The sequence below is a fragment of the Anaerobacillus sp. QJM3NY_32 genome (genome assembly GCF_056173645.1).
Genome location: NZ_CM149684.1, coordinates 1,525,826 through 1,541,362, shown reverse-complemented (window position 1 = coordinate 1,541,362; position 15,537 = coordinate 1,525,826). Strand labels below are relative to the sequence as shown.

Annotated in this window: 22 protein-coding genes; 6 read left to right on the top strand and 16 right to left on the bottom strand. The window is 38.7% G+C overall.

Features of this window, described 5'->3' with window-relative positions; genetic code table 11:
• The first annotated feature begins 163 nt into the window (after positions 1-163).
• From AC0VYH_RS08320 to AC0VYH_RS08305, 4 genes are all read left to right on the top strand, one after another.
• Positions 164-358: a hypothetical protein gene (locus AC0VYH_RS08320; protein WP_475373639.1), complete on the top strand. Its 195-nt coding sequence runs from the start codon at positions 164-166 to the stop codon at positions 356-358.
• Positions 359-469: 111 nt separating this feature from the next.
• Complete coding sequence (locus AC0VYH_RS08315; RefSeq protein WP_194221129.1) at positions 470-685, top strand: spore coat associated protein CotJA; 216 nt, start codon at positions 470-472, stop codon at positions 683-685.
• 3 nt (positions 686-688) lie between these two features.
• A complete protein-coding gene (locus tag AC0VYH_RS08310; RefSeq protein ID WP_194221128.1) occupies positions 689-952 on the top strand; it encodes a spore coat protein CotJB in 264 nt (87 codons plus the stop codon).
• Between the two features lie 20 nt (positions 953-972).
• Positions 973-1,542 (top strand): manganese catalase family protein, encoded by a 570-nt coding sequence (locus AC0VYH_RS08305; RefSeq protein ID WP_194221127.1) that lies wholly within the window; start codon positions 973-975, stop codon positions 1,540-1,542.
• Positions 1,543-2,282: 740 nt separating this feature from the next.
• Here the strand turns inward: AC0VYH_RS08305 and AC0VYH_RS08300 are convergent.
• The 5 genes from AC0VYH_RS08300 to AC0VYH_RS08280 all read right to left on the bottom strand — a co-directional run bounded on the left by AC0VYH_RS08300 (position 2,283) and on the right by AC0VYH_RS08280 (position 6,249).
• On the bottom strand, positions 2,283-2,909 hold the full coding sequence (locus AC0VYH_RS08300; RefSeq protein ID WP_475368838.1) for a TVP38/TMEM64 family protein: 627 nt from the start codon (positions 2,907-2,909) through the stop codon (positions 2,283-2,285).
• 101 nt (positions 2,910-3,010) lie between these two features.
• On the bottom strand, positions 3,011-3,466 hold the full coding sequence (locus tag AC0VYH_RS08295) for a pyridoxamine 5'-phosphate oxidase family protein (protein ID WP_430242162.1): 456 nt from the start codon (positions 3,464-3,466) through the stop codon (positions 3,011-3,013).
• Positions 3,467-3,727: 261 nt separating this feature from the next.
• Positions 3,728-5,146 (bottom strand): hypothetical protein, encoded by a 1,419-nt coding sequence (locus AC0VYH_RS08290; protein WP_475373638.1) that lies wholly within the window; start codon positions 5,144-5,146, stop codon positions 3,728-3,730.
• Between the two features lie 137 nt (positions 5,147-5,283).
• Positions 5,284-5,805: a hypothetical protein gene (locus AC0VYH_RS08285; RefSeq protein ID WP_475373637.1), complete on the bottom strand. Its 522-nt coding sequence runs from the start codon at positions 5,803-5,805 to the stop codon at positions 5,284-5,286.
• A 225-nt stretch (positions 5,806-6,030) separates the two neighbouring features.
• Positions 6,031-6,249 carry a hypothetical protein gene (locus tag AC0VYH_RS08280; protein ID WP_430242166.1) on the bottom strand — a complete coding sequence of 73 codons (219 nt, stop codon included), beginning with the start codon at positions 6,247-6,249 and terminating at the stop codon, positions 6,031-6,033.
• 170 nt (positions 6,250-6,419) lie between these two features.
• On the opposite strand from AC0VYH_RS08280, the gene AC0VYH_RS08275 reads away from it, so the two are divergent.
• On the top strand, positions 6,420-6,869 hold the full coding sequence (locus AC0VYH_RS08275; protein WP_475368836.1) for a protease complex subunit PrcB family protein: 450 nt from the start codon (positions 6,420-6,422) through the stop codon (positions 6,867-6,869).
• Positions 6,870-7,208: 339 nt separating this feature from the next.
• Complete coding sequence (locus AC0VYH_RS08270) at positions 7,209-7,967, top strand: DUF3891 family protein (RefSeq protein ID WP_475373636.1); 759 nt, start codon at positions 7,209-7,211, stop codon at positions 7,965-7,967.
• Between the two features lie 133 nt (positions 7,968-8,100).
• Here AC0VYH_RS08270 and AC0VYH_RS08265 read toward each other — a convergent pair whose 3' ends face one another.
• From AC0VYH_RS08265 to AC0VYH_RS08215, 11 genes are all read right to left on the bottom strand, one after another.
• Positions 8,101-8,241 (bottom strand): hypothetical protein, encoded by a 141-nt coding sequence (locus AC0VYH_RS08265; protein ID WP_475373635.1) that lies wholly within the window; start codon positions 8,239-8,241, stop codon positions 8,101-8,103.
• Positions 8,242-8,343: 102 nt separating this feature from the next.
• Positions 8,344-8,583, bottom strand: coding sequence for a hypothetical protein (locus AC0VYH_RS08260; protein ID WP_194221119.1), 240 nt, complete (start codon positions 8,581-8,583; stop codon positions 8,344-8,346).
• 52 nt (positions 8,584-8,635) lie between these two features.
• Positions 8,636-8,791, bottom strand: coding sequence for an aspartyl-phosphate phosphatase Spo0E family protein (locus AC0VYH_RS08255; RefSeq protein ID WP_194221118.1), 156 nt, complete (start codon positions 8,789-8,791; stop codon positions 8,636-8,638).
• Between the two features lie 239 nt (positions 8,792-9,030).
• On the bottom strand, positions 9,031-9,501 hold the full coding sequence (locus AC0VYH_RS08250) for a GNAT family N-acetyltransferase (RefSeq protein ID WP_475367139.1): 471 nt from the start codon (positions 9,499-9,501) through the stop codon (positions 9,031-9,033).
• A gap of 19 nt (positions 9,502-9,520) precedes the next feature.
• Complete coding sequence (locus AC0VYH_RS08245) at positions 9,521-10,156, bottom strand: HD domain-containing protein (RefSeq protein WP_475373634.1); 636 nt, start codon at positions 10,154-10,156, stop codon at positions 9,521-9,523.
• 128 nt (positions 10,157-10,284) lie between these two features.
• Positions 10,285-11,007 (bottom strand): SurA N-terminal domain-containing protein, encoded by a 723-nt coding sequence (locus tag AC0VYH_RS08240; RefSeq protein WP_475373633.1) that lies wholly within the window; start codon positions 11,005-11,007, stop codon positions 10,285-10,287.
• Positions 11,008-11,224: 217 nt separating this feature from the next.
• A complete protein-coding gene (locus AC0VYH_RS08235; RefSeq protein WP_430242177.1) occupies positions 11,225-11,902 on the bottom strand; it encodes an amino acid ABC transporter permease in 678 nt (225 codons plus the stop codon).
• Positions 11,903-11,918: 16 nt separating this feature from the next.
• Positions 11,919-12,779, bottom strand: a complete 861-nt coding sequence (locus AC0VYH_RS08230; protein ID WP_475367136.1) for a transporter substrate-binding domain-containing protein — start codon at positions 12,777-12,779, stop codon at positions 11,919-11,921.
• 175 nt (positions 12,780-12,954) lie between these two features.
• Positions 12,955-13,209 carry a hypothetical protein gene (locus AC0VYH_RS08225; protein WP_194221112.1) on the bottom strand — a complete coding sequence of 85 codons (255 nt, stop codon included), beginning with the start codon at positions 13,207-13,209 and terminating at the stop codon, positions 12,955-12,957.
• Positions 13,210-13,280: 71 nt separating this feature from the next.
• Positions 13,281-15,122 carry an LTA synthase family protein gene (locus tag AC0VYH_RS08220; protein WP_430242181.1) on the bottom strand — a complete coding sequence of 614 codons (1,842 nt, stop codon included), beginning with the start codon at positions 15,120-15,122 and terminating at the stop codon, positions 13,281-13,283.
• A gap of 134 nt (positions 15,123-15,256) precedes the next feature.
• Positions 15,257-15,529 carry a hypothetical protein gene (locus AC0VYH_RS08215; protein WP_226612478.1) on the bottom strand — a complete coding sequence of 91 codons (273 nt, stop codon included), beginning with the start codon at positions 15,527-15,529 and terminating at the stop codon, positions 15,257-15,259.
• Positions 15,530-15,537: the final 8 nt, after the last annotated feature.

The following is a 15,537-nucleotide window of genomic DNA, read 5'->3' as shown; positions in this document are numbered from 1 at the left end:
CTTTGTCTATTATCTCATGTTTTTCTTCAATTGGATAGCAAGACAAGAAAATACGTTCGCATCTAAAGCGACATTATTTGTAAATTATAACACTCGATGGTTTTTAGAATGGTCCGTCAGGGTATATCAAATATAAGAACATATTTACAAAGGAGTTTTGACAATGGAAAAAGAATTCAAAACATTTAAGTGGGAGCTAAATAGACTAACAAGAGACATGACCGAATTTGTGCATAGCTACGAAAAGCTCGACGAAGGTCAAAAAAGAAGTGTTGCATCGAACTATCCATTTAAATCAGATCTTCATGACCTAAAGAATATGCTTGCTACGTGGAACAATACGGTTAATAAAATGTAAAAAGATGAGGAGCACTCCCACTTTAGGGGGTGCTTCTTTATTTAGAAATCATGTTTCTTTCATAACTTCATACATCTAAAGAGTAGAGATTTGTATAGAAGGAGGTCAACGATGTATACCCACAGAAAGTATTACGAGCCTTATGTTAGTCCATTTGATCCATGTCCTCCTATTCGAGTGAAGTCTTACTCCACTCCTCCTAATCTTTATATGGGATTTCAGCCCCCAGGACTGGAGCAATATTCCGCACGTGAAGCTCTCTCTCGAGGTACTCTCTGGAAAGCCTTCTATGATCCCTATCCTTATCCTTCAAAGCAGGGGGAGTAAAACATGTCTAAACAGCTACCGAAAGCCTACTATGAGCTGTTAGAGGAACTGCAGGCCACTGATTTCGTTCTCGTTGAACTGACTCTTTACCTTGATACACACCCGGATGACTACGAAGCCATTCAACAATTCAATGAATATGCCAAAAGAAGTAAGCATCTTAAGAAACGCTATGAAAAGGAATATGGTCCCCTTCAGCAATACGGCAACAGCTATTCAAACTACCCATGGAATTGGGGCGACGCACCGTGGCCATGGCAAGTCTAGTCTGGAAAGGGTGAACCTCAATGTGGCTATATGAAAAGAAATTGCAATATCCCGTTAAAGTCAGTACATGTAACCCCATGCTTGCCAAATTTTTGATTGAGCAATATGGCGGTGCTGATGGTGAACTAGCAGCAGCCCTCCGTTATTTGAATCAACGGTATACCATTCCAGATAAGGTCGTTGGGTTATTAACCGATATCGGCACAGAAGAATTTGCTCATCTCGAAATGATCGCTACAATGATCTATAAACTCACAAAAGACGCAACAGCAGATCAAATGAAAGAAGCTGGACTCGGCGCCCACTATGCTAATCATGACAGTGCCCTATACTACTCCAATGCCGCTGGCGTCCCATGGACAGCAAGCTACATCGCCGCCAAAGGCGATCCAATCGCCGACCTATACGAAGACATCGCCGCAGAAGAAAAAGCAAGAGCCACCTACCAATGGATCATCGATCTCTCAGACGACCCAGACCTAAACGACTCCCTCGCCTTCCTAAGAGAACGAGAAATCATCCACTCCCAACGCTTCAGAGAAGCCGTTGAAATACTTAAAGAAGAAAGAGATAAGAAAAGGATATTTTAAAACGAAATGCGGAAGCGCCCGTATAGCCTCGACAAGCGCTGGAGCCCTCTAAAAAGAACACGCTCTTTGTGTTCATTTTAGAGGGTGAAGCGATCGAGAGGCTGGGCGCTGCAGCTAGACACGAAATGCGGATGTGGGCGGTTAGACACGGCAGGCACTGGAACCCTATAAATTGAACACGGTCTTTGTGTTCGAGTTATAGGGTGAAGTGACCAAGTGTCTGCCCACTGCAGCTAGACACGAAATGCGGATGTGGGCGGTTAGACACGGCAGGCACTGGAACCCTATAAATTGAACACGGTCTTTGTGTTCGAGTTATAGGGTGAAGTGACCGAGTGTCTGCCCACTGCAGCTAGACATGAAATGCGGAAGTGGCCGTTAAGGGGCGACAAGCGCTGGAGCCCTGTAAAAAGAACACGGTCTTTGTGTTCATTTTACAGGGTGAAGCGATCGAGGCCCTGGCCACTGCAGCTAGACATGAAATGCGGAAGCGCCCGTATAGCCTCGACAAGCGCTGGAGCCCTCTAAAAAGAACACGCTCTTTGTGTTCATTTTAGAGGGTGAAGCGATCGAGAGGCTGGGCGCTGCAGCTAGACACGAAAAGCGGATGTGGGCGGTTAGACACGGCAGCTAGACATGAAAAGCGGATGCGCCCGTTTACCCTACACAGGCACTAAAAGCTTAAAACCAAATAAACAATAACACGCAAAAGCCATCCCCTTTCGGGCATGGCTTTTCCTTTATCTCACATGATCTTCAGTACGATGTTTTCTCGGGCGTTGATTCAATTTGACTTCAATTAGTTTGCCTGCTCCCCATAATACAACTATGGCAGTGAGAATCAGCACCATCTCCAAAGGACGATGGATCAGGGCGAAGACATCATGTCCAATAAAAGACACGATCGATATCATCACCATTTTCCCTAGTAAAACGGCGAGTACAAAGCTTCTAATGCTCATATTTGACAGACCCGCAACGACATTGATTAAAGCTGATGGCGTAAATGGAAAACAAAGCAGAAGAAATACCATCCCAAATCCATGCCGCTCGATCCAGCGAAGTGTTTTTTCGATTTTGGCATGTTTTGTAATCACTCGCATGAAGCGCTGTCTAGCAAGCTTTCTGACCACTATAAAAACGATCAAAGCGCCAAGAGATGCACCAAGCCATGAAAGTAAAGAGCCATACCAGAATCCATACGCAGCCGCGTTTCCTGCTACAAAAAGAAAAAGGGGCAATATGGGAATCACAGCCTCAAGCATTGGTAGCAAAATTCCAGGCAAAGGACCAAGTGCACGATACTGACCTAGCCACTCTCTGATTGTTTCTTCATTCAAAAAGTCTTTAATCATTTCCCATTCCATATGGGAATCAACCTCGTTTCCTGATGCATACGTCATAGCGAAAGCACATAATGCTTATTTCTTATATTAAATCACAAAAAATTATGATAAGAAAGTCTCGTCTATTTTAACAACGCTTCGTACACTTCTTCATCAAGAGCTTCCGCTTTCTTTTGATTATATGTTTTTTCATATTGTGGTTCTGCCGTTATTTTCGCACCCCAGAACATGCTTTCTGCGACTTGAGTAACTTCCACATTAATCTTAGCAAGCTTCAGCGACACTCCTTGCATCGCTTCCTCTAGGATAGATGCTTTTCCGTGAATGGAATATACCGTTTCCAATCCGATTATTGTAAAGACAACATTAGAATGCTGTTTGACATTTTGAATTGTTTTTGAGTTAGAAGTCACAGAAAAGCGAATATTATTTTTATCTAGGCTTTTCACCCATGATATCGCTGATACATTGGGTGTATGGCTTTCATGATCAATCGTTGCAAGCATTACAAGCTTTTCTCCTTCTAAAAAGGTTACAAGATCTTCTGTTAGCTCTGTCATATTCCCCTTCTTCGCCAAAATGCCTCATCCTTTCAATTTCTTTGATCTATTGCTTTCCTAAAAGATTACCACGAATCCCTCTTAATGGAAACGCTTCACCATTTCAAACCGAATTTATTGTATAAGGAAGACTATATTAATGAACCTCATTGATGATTAATATAAGCTAACATATAAAAAAAAGCCGTACTCACGTGAGCACGGCTAACAGGGGGAAAATCACTTTCAAACTACTTAGGGGGTTTGATAAAGAATATTCCCGAATGTCAAAAAACCAAACTACAAATTTGAAAATAAATTATTTTTTTCATTCATTTTAAGTGAACCACTTATATCAAGGTTAATCGACTGGAATTCAGGTAAATTTGAAAGCGTCATAGAAACTGGGAGACCTGATGTGAAATGCTCATGATCAAGATCAACCTGTATACTGTTCGGCTCCCCGATAGGTCTTGTTTGATAAATAAGAATAGAACTCTTCTTATCATCTTTTAATTCTAAAAGAATAGGCTTGCGGGATTCAATAAGCTGTCGCTCCTCTTCTGAGGCAACATCAAATCGCTCTTCATAAGTCTTTCGGCTTTCAATATAGTACTGATTAAAAAATTGCGAACTTATTGCTTCTTCAGCATCAAATGAGATCACAAGTTGCTGACCATCATCCTTTAATTGAACAGAATAAGAGATTCCGCTATACTCTCCAATGGTTACCTTTTTTCCCTTTTCCATCGCTACCAAGTCAGATTGCGCGATTGTTTTACTGATGGATCCGTCTTTATTAAGGATCACTTCATTTAATCGATATGAGAACTGTTTCTGTATTGCTTGAAAAGGTTTTAAAGGAAGATAACTTCCATCCTTGTCTTCCCTTACATCATACTCAATGGAGTACGGGTTTTCTCCAGTTGTATTAGTAATAACAAACTTTGTTTGCGGATCGTACTCACCTTCAATATAGAGTTTATTCATGTTAAGACCTGCTTCAAAATGAGAAAATGTAAGCTCGCCCCCCCCTATTTTTACACTTTCGTTCAAATTTGTTTCAGCATATACACTTCCTGCATAATCACTTTCCAAAGGCAGCTCCTGATTTTCCAAGTTCACCTTCTCATCATTTCCTTGAACATAGGCATCTCCAATAAGAACGGAATCTGCTGAAGAAAAACGATTGAACTCATTTATAGTCCCACCGGCCTCATGATTAGGTATTAGAATATCGGCCTGATAGATACGGTGATTCACAACATGAGGCTTGCCATTTTGCTCCATAGAAATGTTCTGCTGATTAACTAAATATGATTCGTTTGATTCTTCGATACCTGTAAAGCTAACTGACCCGATATGTAATCTTGGTAAATTATATGGTTGATCACTTTCCTTCAACGAAAAGGAATAGGTAAGATAAACGGCTCCGTAATTTAGAACCATTACATCATGGATAATTAAATCTCTCTCGGCTGAAAGAAGGGGGATGCGGCGCTCCTCCCCACCCAATACTCCTAACTCTCTTGCTAGTCGGGTCTGCGGAACACTGTTTTCCATTGCTTCTTCCCAATTACTAGTAGATTCGTATACTTCAAAAAGAGACTCATCCACTTTAAAATTAGGCTCCCCATTCTGAATCTGATTGAAAATAACAAGAAACAGGACGAAAGATAAGAAAATTCCGATAATTTTATATAAATTCAATTTCCTCACATAGATCCCTCACTTCTAATCGTCATACCTTTATTCTATCAGTTTTGAACTTATGATTTAAACAACAGTCCTTTCTATGTTTCCTTATAAATGAATAAACAAAAAAACTCCCTCTAAGGAAGTTTATGGTTATTTTATTATGGTGCAATTTCAACTGGAATTCGAAACAAGAAACTCTCTTCTTTATTATTCATCACAATAGGTACTTTAACTTCAATCTGATATGCACCTGGATCTAGAGGTTCTGTAGCAAGTGAATCCCCTTCGATAATTTCATCATTAGACACATTCTTTTCGACTGAAGGTACTAAAGAATTATATGGAATAACAACTTCGTCTGTATTTTGTTCAGTAATTTGGTAATCCAATAGCCTGTCTCTTACTACCTCAACCTGAGTATTCTCGTCACCTTCATACTTTATCTTGGCAGTAAGGGTAATACTGTGATCTTCTGCTAGTTTACTATTCACCAGAGCGCCTATAGGCATTTTTGGCTGCGTCTCCGATCTTGATACCACGTCTCTTTGATTTTCACTAAGCAAGTATTCACTAGTATTCATTTTCCGATCACTAAACAGTACATTGACAGCGCCTACAATAATAAAAACAATAAAAAACAATATAATTAGCTTAGAACTATCTAACTTCCATTTCTTCATAACGACATCCTTCCACGCTTATCTCAATGCACCTAGTATATCATTTCCTTATCCGAATATAACAAAAAAACTTTAATGAATAAGAAGTTTTGATACACTAAAATAAAGATCCAGAGAAAGGATGTCATTAGATGGATTTGATTATAGATGTACTTTATGGAACTGGAATTGTTTTCTTACTGATTGCTGGTTTGTATTTAGTTGATCAATTCCGCAAATAAGGCCTTATGCATTAGGTCCTGCTTTGTACAAGACCGATGGTGATGGATCAATAACGGAGGCATCATATTCCTGTTGAACTGACCCTTGTGGCATTTGTTTAATGATGCGAACGAGTTCTTCTTCATCAGGATTGTACCCTTTTCCTGATAAGTACTCCATTATTTCTCTAGTACTCACCGGTTCCTCAACATTTCTTAAAAAGCTTAAAATTTCATTCTGCATGATTTGTCTCCTTTCAATACGTCAACGTCTCACATTTTTATTACCCTATTAACAGAAATTATAATCGTTTTCACACCCGACTCTTTCCAAGCGTAATGAAATTCGCTAAACTTAAGATAGTTTCAGCTTTACTAAAATGAAAGATTCTATATAGAGGAAGGAGTAGGACATTGCGTTCATTATTACTAGTTATTTCAATGATGTTCGTTATCTTGGCGGGGTGCGGTAATAATTCATCTCAAACCTCTAACGAATCGAACGGAGGAGAACAAATGCAGGAAAACATCGCTTTTGAAACAGTCGAAATGCAGAATGCTCCTAAAGATGTTCAGACAACCGTTCAACAAAAATGGTTAGAAAAATCCACTTTTACAATTCCATCAAATGACGATCTCTATATTATTATTACTCGTGGTGAGATGCCAACAGGTGGTTATTCAGTCTCAATCGACAGTATCATTAAAGAAGGCAACGAAATTGTTGTCTCGTATTTCTATACTGATCCGAAAAAGGATGATATGGTTACACAAGCCATTACAAAACCAATTGTGATCTCAAAAATCGAGATGACGAATACTCGTGTTAATTTTAAAGAAATTCAAAAAAGCGTTCCTAATTAAGGATTCGCTTTTTTGTTACACACAAAATCACAACGCTTACAACAACCGTAATGAGCCATTAACGGAGGAATTTCGCTTTTATTTATCCAGCTCCATTCCCCCATGGCCTCGATCACTTCATCTCTCATGCTGAACACAAATCGCGTGTTCATTTGAGAGACTCCAGTGATTGTCGGCCATTAACGGGGAATTTCGCTTTTATTTATCCAGCTCCATTCCCCATGGCCTCGATCACTTCATCTCTCATGCTGAACACAAAATAGCGTGTTCATTTGAGAGACTCCAGTGATTGTCGCCCATTAACAGGGGAATTACGCTTTTATTGAAAGGACTGAGGATATGATTGTTTATGAAGATAATGATTATTTTGTCATGATTACACAGCATGATCACGCTTTGCTTTCAGGGCAGTTTGCAGAAGCGTTGCGGAAGTCTTTTTGGCCAGGTAATCTCTATCAGGAAGATGTTTTATATGCGATAAAACATCATGATCGTGGATGGATTCCACTTGATGAAGTTCCATTTTGGAATGATCGACGCGAAGCACCCTACTCCTTCTTAGACTTTCCTCTAGCTACTAAGCTAGAATTCTATAAGAAAGGGATCGAGGAAGTGAATGAAAAAACAACTTACGGGGCTTTTCTTTGTAGCAAACACTATCGCTCTTTCTTTAATGGTGCCGAGTCTGAACATGCGATCCGTTTTTACGCAGAAGAAGAGAATAGACAGGATCAGCTCAAGGAATCAATTGATATACCTGATGATCTTCTAACATTTCACTATCAGCTTCTTCAATTTTGTGACGACCTGTCGCTCTATGCATGTTTTCAAGAACCGGGTGTCCAAAAAGAGGAAGAGCTCTCCTGGTATCGGAATGGATTCCCTCAATCCTTTTATTTTCTGGAGGAACAGGATTCAATACAGACAAGCTGGAAATCTACTGATACGATACAAATATCTCATCCTCTATTTCATGAAGATCACGTCTTTCAAGTGCAGCTTAAGCGTGTTCCAAAAAAACTGATCGAAACTGAAGGAATTTCAAAAGCTTATCAATCCACTCCAGTTGAATATCGTAGATTTCACTTTAGTAGCTAATGCTGACAATAGACAGTGAGATATTTGCCTCTGAACGAAAGCCAGATTCATCACGTCAACTTAAATAGGAACTTCCTAATCATTTAGGAAGTTCCTGTGTGAGTATACAAAGTCCCCTCTCCTAAGAAAGGCGTTAGAAAAGTAACGTTACAAAATAGAAAATAGTTCCCAGACCGGCAATGGAATAATTAAAAAGGCGATTGTTTTCTGACCAATTCTTTTCAGCGTTGAATTTTTCAAAGGCAAGCATTCGATAATTCGTCTCGCTTCTCATTCTCAACACACCCTTATTCGATTATTCTAACTATTCTTTCTATTATTGTAAGCGCTTACTTTCTTAAAGTAAAGGTTTAACCACAACAAAAAAGCCGTTTAACTAACGGCTTTCACACTGGTCAAGTGGGTCTACTTCGTTTCGCCATGTTTCTTCGTTACGCAGTGCAAAAAGTAGCCAATCTTCGTTCCCATTATAATTGGAGTCGTTCCATTCGCGGAAATGAACCACTGATTGAAAGATCTCTCCCTGAATTGATTCAATTAATTGGTTCCTCTTAGGATGATCTTCTATCCAATCAAACAACTCTTTTGTGAGAATTGATTTGAGATCGAACTTCATAAGGTTTCCTCCTTTACTTTACCACACAGGAAGAAAATAGCAGATGTTAGTTTCACAAAACTTCCTCATTTTGATGGTTCATTTGCATTAGGGCATTTAATAATCGGTCAAGCTCCTGACTACAGCGAATGGTTCTCTCTGATGCAAATCCATATCGTCCCGCAACTTCAAACATTTCTTTGCGTTTTTTTTCAATTGCATCATACATGTCTCATTCCTCCTCATGCCAATACATTACCATTATGCCCATTTCTAGAAGGAATCAAAACGTATTCGACCAAACTTCCTATGCTATGTCAGAATTAGTAGGAATAAGACAAAATCTTTTGCTAAACTCGATTAATTGTGTAAAGAAATAGCTCTCTGTATGAAACTATCCTCCTGTATAAGGTTACTTATATAGTTCTCTTATTCCCCTTTTTCAATTGTTTAATCCATCGTTTGCATTTATAGATGAGTGCTACTCCCATTTCTTCTTATCATGATATTAAAATTCGTCGAGCCGTTCGTAAATGATTTTTCAAATGTGAATCCCGCTCTCTCATACACCTTGATCGCTCTCCTATTAAACGATGCTACAGTCAGTCTGAGACCTAAGAACCCATTGTATTCAATTGCATAAGCAAGTCCTACCTTCAAAAATGCCAATCCTGTTCCTTTGCCTGTCTGATTAGGATGTAGTCCAAGGCCAATATCGATATAATTCTCCTCGTAGGCGTCAACTTGGTGACCAGCTGGTACTTGCGCCGATTCTCCATAGCAAAAGTACCCAATCAAATTTCTTTTGTCATCGATCACATAAAAATAGGCCCCGTTCATAAACTCTAATAATTCTTCTTGATCGCCTTTAAAACTATACAAAGAATAAGGTTCATCATATGTCCACGTTTGAATTTCGCGTGCCTTTTCTAAAGTCATAGGGTGAATTCTCATAACCTTATCGATTCCCTTCCCACTCTCCATGAAATTGTGATAAAAATGATTGTATAAAGTCATGCCGTTCTTCTGCAAGACTTTTTCCCGTCTCGGTATTCATAAGATCTTTTAATTTCAAAAGTTTTTCATAAAAATGATTAATAGCGGTAGACTGTTCATTTCGATAGGCATCCATTGTCATATTTGTTCTTGGTTCAATAGAAGGGTCATAAATCACTTCTGCTTTGGAGCCGGCGTACACAAACGTTCGTGCGATGCCAATCGCCCCTATCGCATCTAATCTGTCCGCATCTTGCACAACTTGTGCTTCGAGACTCTTAACTGGTGGACGATTCCCTCCTTTATAAGAAATAGTCGTAATAATTTCCATTACGTGTTCTCGATCCGCGGCCTTTAATTGATAGAGCAGCGCTTCTACCTCTCTTATTCCATCCTGCTCTGAGGAAGCTACTTTATCATCTGCTAAATCATGAACGAGTGCTGCTACTTCACAAATAAATGTGTTAGCACTCTCTTCATCTGCTATTCTTTTTGCTTGTTTGACAACCCGATCAATATGATGCCAGTCGTGACCGCTACCTTCTCTTTCTAATTTTCGTCTAACGTACGTTCTAAGTTCATTCAAAATAGTTTCCACGGTAATATGTCTCCTTCTCTAATAGTTGGGTTATGCCTACTCGAAATCTCCTCTCGGTTATAAATCGAAAAATTGATACTAGTAGCTATAACTTAACCCTCACAAAAAAAGGCCAGCTATGTGCTGACCTATAACTTCTCTTCGACTTCTGCTTTCTTTAGTAAATCTTCTTTCATTTGCTGAACTTTCTCTTGCGTTTTGGTTTCGATTAAATAGTCTTTTATACGATCCTTCATTTCTTCATAAGATGGTGGATTCTCAGCATCTTTTGAGAACTGATCATTATAAAATGCTTTCATCTCTTCTTCGGTCACTTCGGGTGTTTCAATTTTCTCTTTAACAAATTTATCTACAACGACAATATCAGAATATTGACTTTCAAGCTGAGCCAGCGTCATGCCTTGACCTTCTAGCGCTTTCTTCAGCTCATCCTCACCATCAAATTGAGCCTTTATTTGCTCAAGTTCAGTTTCAACTTCTTTATCTGATGCAGAGAAACCTTCTTCTTTTGCTTTCTGAAGCAGAAGTTCCTGTCCGATTAAATTATCCATAACTTCTTCTTCAATTGACTTCGCCACTTCCGTATCCGATGGATCTTCACCGCTCATCGTATAGCGCAGCTGAGTTTGAACTAGCATCGAATTATAATCTTTTCCCTTAATATCTTCTCCATTTACAGTAGCAACAACCTTATCTTCTTTTACCTTCATTGCTTCTAGTTCTTCCTGTGTTTGATCCATTGTTGCTGATTCTTCTGAAGGCTTTTCTTCTTTTTTCGCTTCACTATTATTGTTACAAGCAGCGAGCAAAAGAACCACAATAAGCATTAATAAGCTAAGATATTTTTTCATGCAGATGATGAACTCCCTTCAAATATGACGAAACGTCTATGTTGATTATAGGACTTATTATAACATTCTTAAAAATACTTCATAATAAATATGGGATATTTTTGTTTTTTCAAGACTGACTATAGTAAAGCCACAGTTCGAATAATCAACAATAATAGCAAAGATACCTTTAGTAAAAAATAAGGCAAAAGAAAAAACCCTAGAAAATCATCTAGGGTTAGTGTAAATAGTGATATCGTTTTTCTAATCGCTCTTGTATGAAAGACACACATACACAAACAGCCCAATAAATTAGCGCAACTAATATGTACATCGTCATAAAGTCGAACTCTCGGCCTCCAACTATTTTCGCATGATGGAGTAATTCTGGAACTGTAATGACCGCCGCTAAAGATGATGCCTTGATTAGATCAAGCATCACATTCGATAATGGCGGAATCGCTATTCGCGTTGCCTGCGGCAATACGACTTCCCTCATTGTTGTCCAATAAGGCATACCGAGCGCGGTCGATGCCTCCCACTGCCCTTTTTCAACAGATGACAGCGCAGATCGCTGTATTTCAGCAATATAGGCGGCGCTATTTAAGCTAAAACCAATCAATGCTGATGTTAAAGCTGAAAACTCAATGCCAACGACAGGTAACCCGAAATAAAGAATATAAAGAAAAACAAGAATCGGTGTACCTCTCATAAACGAAATGTAAAGTCGAGCTGGCCACCTGAGGGCTCTCCATTTTGACATTCTTCCAAGAGCAAGAAATAACCCCATCACCAGCCCGATAATCATTCCAACAAACGCGATCAATAACGTTAATCCAAGTCCTTGAATGACATAGGGAAACGACTTTAACGCAAGACCCGCATCAAATAGATATTCCCAATGTATTTCCCCCACTTGTTACAACTCCCACTTATTCTTCAAAATCAATATCTGGCTTAACTGATACGTTAGCTCCATCAAAGAATTTCTCTGAAAGCTCTTTGAGCGTCCCGTCTTCCTTCATCTCTTTAATGGTTTCATTCACTTTTGTTTCAAGTTCTCCGCTATCTTTTTTCATAACGATCGACTGGTCATTTGGATAATATTCGATATCTGGATGGATTGTAATATTTAAATCTGGAAAGGCAGCAAGAGCGAGCTTCTGTAAGTAATAATCATTCAGGATAATATCCGTTCTCCCTGTTGATACATCACGTAAATACTGTTCATTTGTCGCATTATCGTAAGTTACTTCTTCAGCACCGTGCTCACGAGCTACCTTCATATAAACCGTTGTTGAAGCACCAGCGGCTTTTTTCCCCTCAAGATCATCTAGTGAGTCAATTCCAGATAAATCATCTTTTCTTACGATCGCAGTTCCGTAAGAGTATTTAACTGGTTCAGAAAAAGCGAATTTTTCTTCTCGCTCTTCCGTTGATGTTATGTCGTTTGCAGCAAGATCTACTTTCCCTGAGTTGATGCTTGTTAACATGCCATCAAAGCCCATTTCTTCAAATTCAACTTCAAGATCAAGGCGTTTCGCCATCTCTTTTACAACTTCAACTTCGTACCCCGTCACTTCGTCAGAACCTTCTTCATAATAAGAAGTTGGATAGAGCGTCCCAGACGTAGCTACCGTAATCTTTCCTTCTTCTTGAATCTCTTCCCAGGCAGTCGGTTTATCTTCAGATGCTTCATTCGATTCGTTTCCACCGTTCGAACAAGCACTTATCACAAAAACAACTAGCCCCATTAAAAATACAGGAGCCAGTCGCTTAACGAAATTAGTCATTCATTTCACTCTCCTTTAATCTAGTAAACAGTAAAAACATATCACTATATGACAGTGTATTGCAACAATTACAACACATTCTTTTATACACAAACTATTTCCATTTTTCAATCAATGTTTTGATCGCTATGTTACGATAAAAACAATGTCAATCGTAAAGAAAACACCCTTAGGTTCAAGAGTGTTTCAACTGTTCATCTATTTTTTCATGAAGATATTTTGTAGCCTGATCGAGGTGCTTCAAAGCTTCACCAGGAAATTTATCAACATCTTTAGCTCTTTTTACATGTCCATATAAAACGAGATCCTGAGAATTCATCACAATATCGAGAACTTCTCTACCTACCTCATCTTTATTTTGATCCATGTGAATAGCTGTTTTGTACTCTCTCACTACTTCAGTTAGAATTTGTAACCTCTGCAAATCCATGTATACTCATCCCTTTACAGTCATTAATCCTATTTAAGCGTACCATGAACGACTCAGAATGAACACCAAAGCTATTCAATGAAACGGAGTAAATCGCCATAGATCACTTGATCAGAATAATCTAATTCATCTTGAACCTGACCAAAATAGCGAGCACATTTGTTTCGATTGGTTTTTGAACTTGTTTCTTTGTTATAACACGTATTTTTAGTATAGATAAGATTCTCTGTCACAAAACTTCCATCCCTGAAAATAACGAGGTCTTCTCGTTTTTTCGAGAATAGGCTTGTGCCAAAATTCAAACTTGTGCTTTCTTCTACGCCTAACAGCTCTAATATTGTCGGCTTTAAATCAACTTGTCCTCCAACTGTATCAATCACCTTTCCTTCTTCACCTGGGACGTGAATGATGAGAGGCACTTTTTGTAGATCGACATGTTCAACAGGACCTATTTCTTCACCTAGATAGTCGCCAAGAGCTTTATCATAAGTTTCAGATAACCCATAATGATCACCATAAAGAACAAAAATGGAGTCTTCATATAAACCGGCAGCTTTCATTTCTTCAAAGAAAGTCTTTATCGCTTCATCCTCATAGCGAACCGTTGCATAATATCGGTTTACTACTTCTTCCGGCGTCTCCGGCAGTGAAATCATTGTATCCTTTTCTTCTAATAAGTAAGGAAAATGATTTGTCAGCGTAAGAAATTTTGCCGAATATGGCTGATCCAGTTCTTTTAAGTAAGGAATTGATTGCTTGAAGAATGGGATATCCTTCAAACCGTAGTTAATGGAATTATCGTCACTCACTTCAAAATCCTTTTTTGAATAAAAACGATCGTAACCAAGCGTTTCATACATTTCTGACCGATTCCAAAATTCTCGATCATTTCCATGAAAAGAAGTTGTCGTATACCCCTCGTCATTTAATGCCTCAGGAAGTGAGAAAAACTCATTCTGTGGCTTTCTTACGAACACAGACCCACCGGAAAGTGGATACAAACTGTTATCAATCATAAATTCAGCATCAGACGTTTTCCCCTGTGCTGTCTGGTGATAGAAATTGGGAAAGAAAAAGCTTTCTTCCTTCAACTTATTTAGATAAGGTGTTGCTTCTTCCCCATCGATACTTTCATCAAGCATAAATGCTTGCGTAGATTCCAAAGAAATAATGATCAAATTTTTCCCTTTTGCGATTCCTTCATAGGAGGAAGATTTCAATTCCTTTTTCTCAACATAACTTTCGATTTCTGATAGTTCGGTATCATCCGCAAACGCACTATTAATGGATGTAAACGAGTTATAGCCTATATCATAAATATGGTATGTGTAGGCACCTAGTGACTTAACAAATAACTCTCGATCATATGATTTTTCAAATAGTAATGGATGCATAATCAACGCCAGTCCAGCTGTTCCTACTAATACGGCGACACCAGTAAGCGCCGTTCTTTTTCGTAGTTTCTCTGATAAAGGGATCTTATGTAAATGATTTCGTTTTAGGATCCAAAATAAGATGATGGAGTCGAACACGATGAGCGGATCATATAAATTCAACAGCTCAACTGTACTTTGACCTAGCCCTCCAACATTACCGAATTGAAAAAGAACAGGAACGGTAACAAAGTCTATGTAGAAACGATAATATAAAATATTACAATAAAGTAGAGCTGATAAAATAAAATAAACTGCTAGTATTAGGCCTGGTTTTGACTGCTTCCTAAAAAGACCTATACCTAGCAGTAATACGATTGACCCTATTGAATTAATGAAAAGAAACATTTCTTCGCCAATTCCGCTCAACGAAAACGAAAATTCAAATCGATAAACAAGGTACGTTTTTAGAACAAGTAATCCTACTAATAATAAATAAAAATGCCACACTGACTTTACTTTTCTTCTCTCTGCTTCCATCTGTCACACACCCCTTATATCTCCCTAACATAAATGAACTCTTTCTTTCTTTATTTACCACCAAAGGGGGATAACCAAACTACCGGCAAATCCCTCCTCTCTAAAGACGAATGAATAATCAAGAAAGTTTCATTTTAATAGGAAAAAACAAGGGCGATTACTCCAAACGCAATAAGAAAAAGTCCAATTGTGACACAAGAAATCGTTACAACCCACCACGGTATTGAATCAAGAGCTTTCGTTTCAATAAAAAAGAAAATACTTTCTTCTTTATCTGTTGCTTCAGATGCCCTTGCATGACCCGCCGTATCCGATTTCATAGCCTCAAGACGATGAAACAAATACTTGGGGCTTCCTACCAATACAACACCAGCAATCCAGAATATCACAGCTATCGTCCAACCCATTGCATATC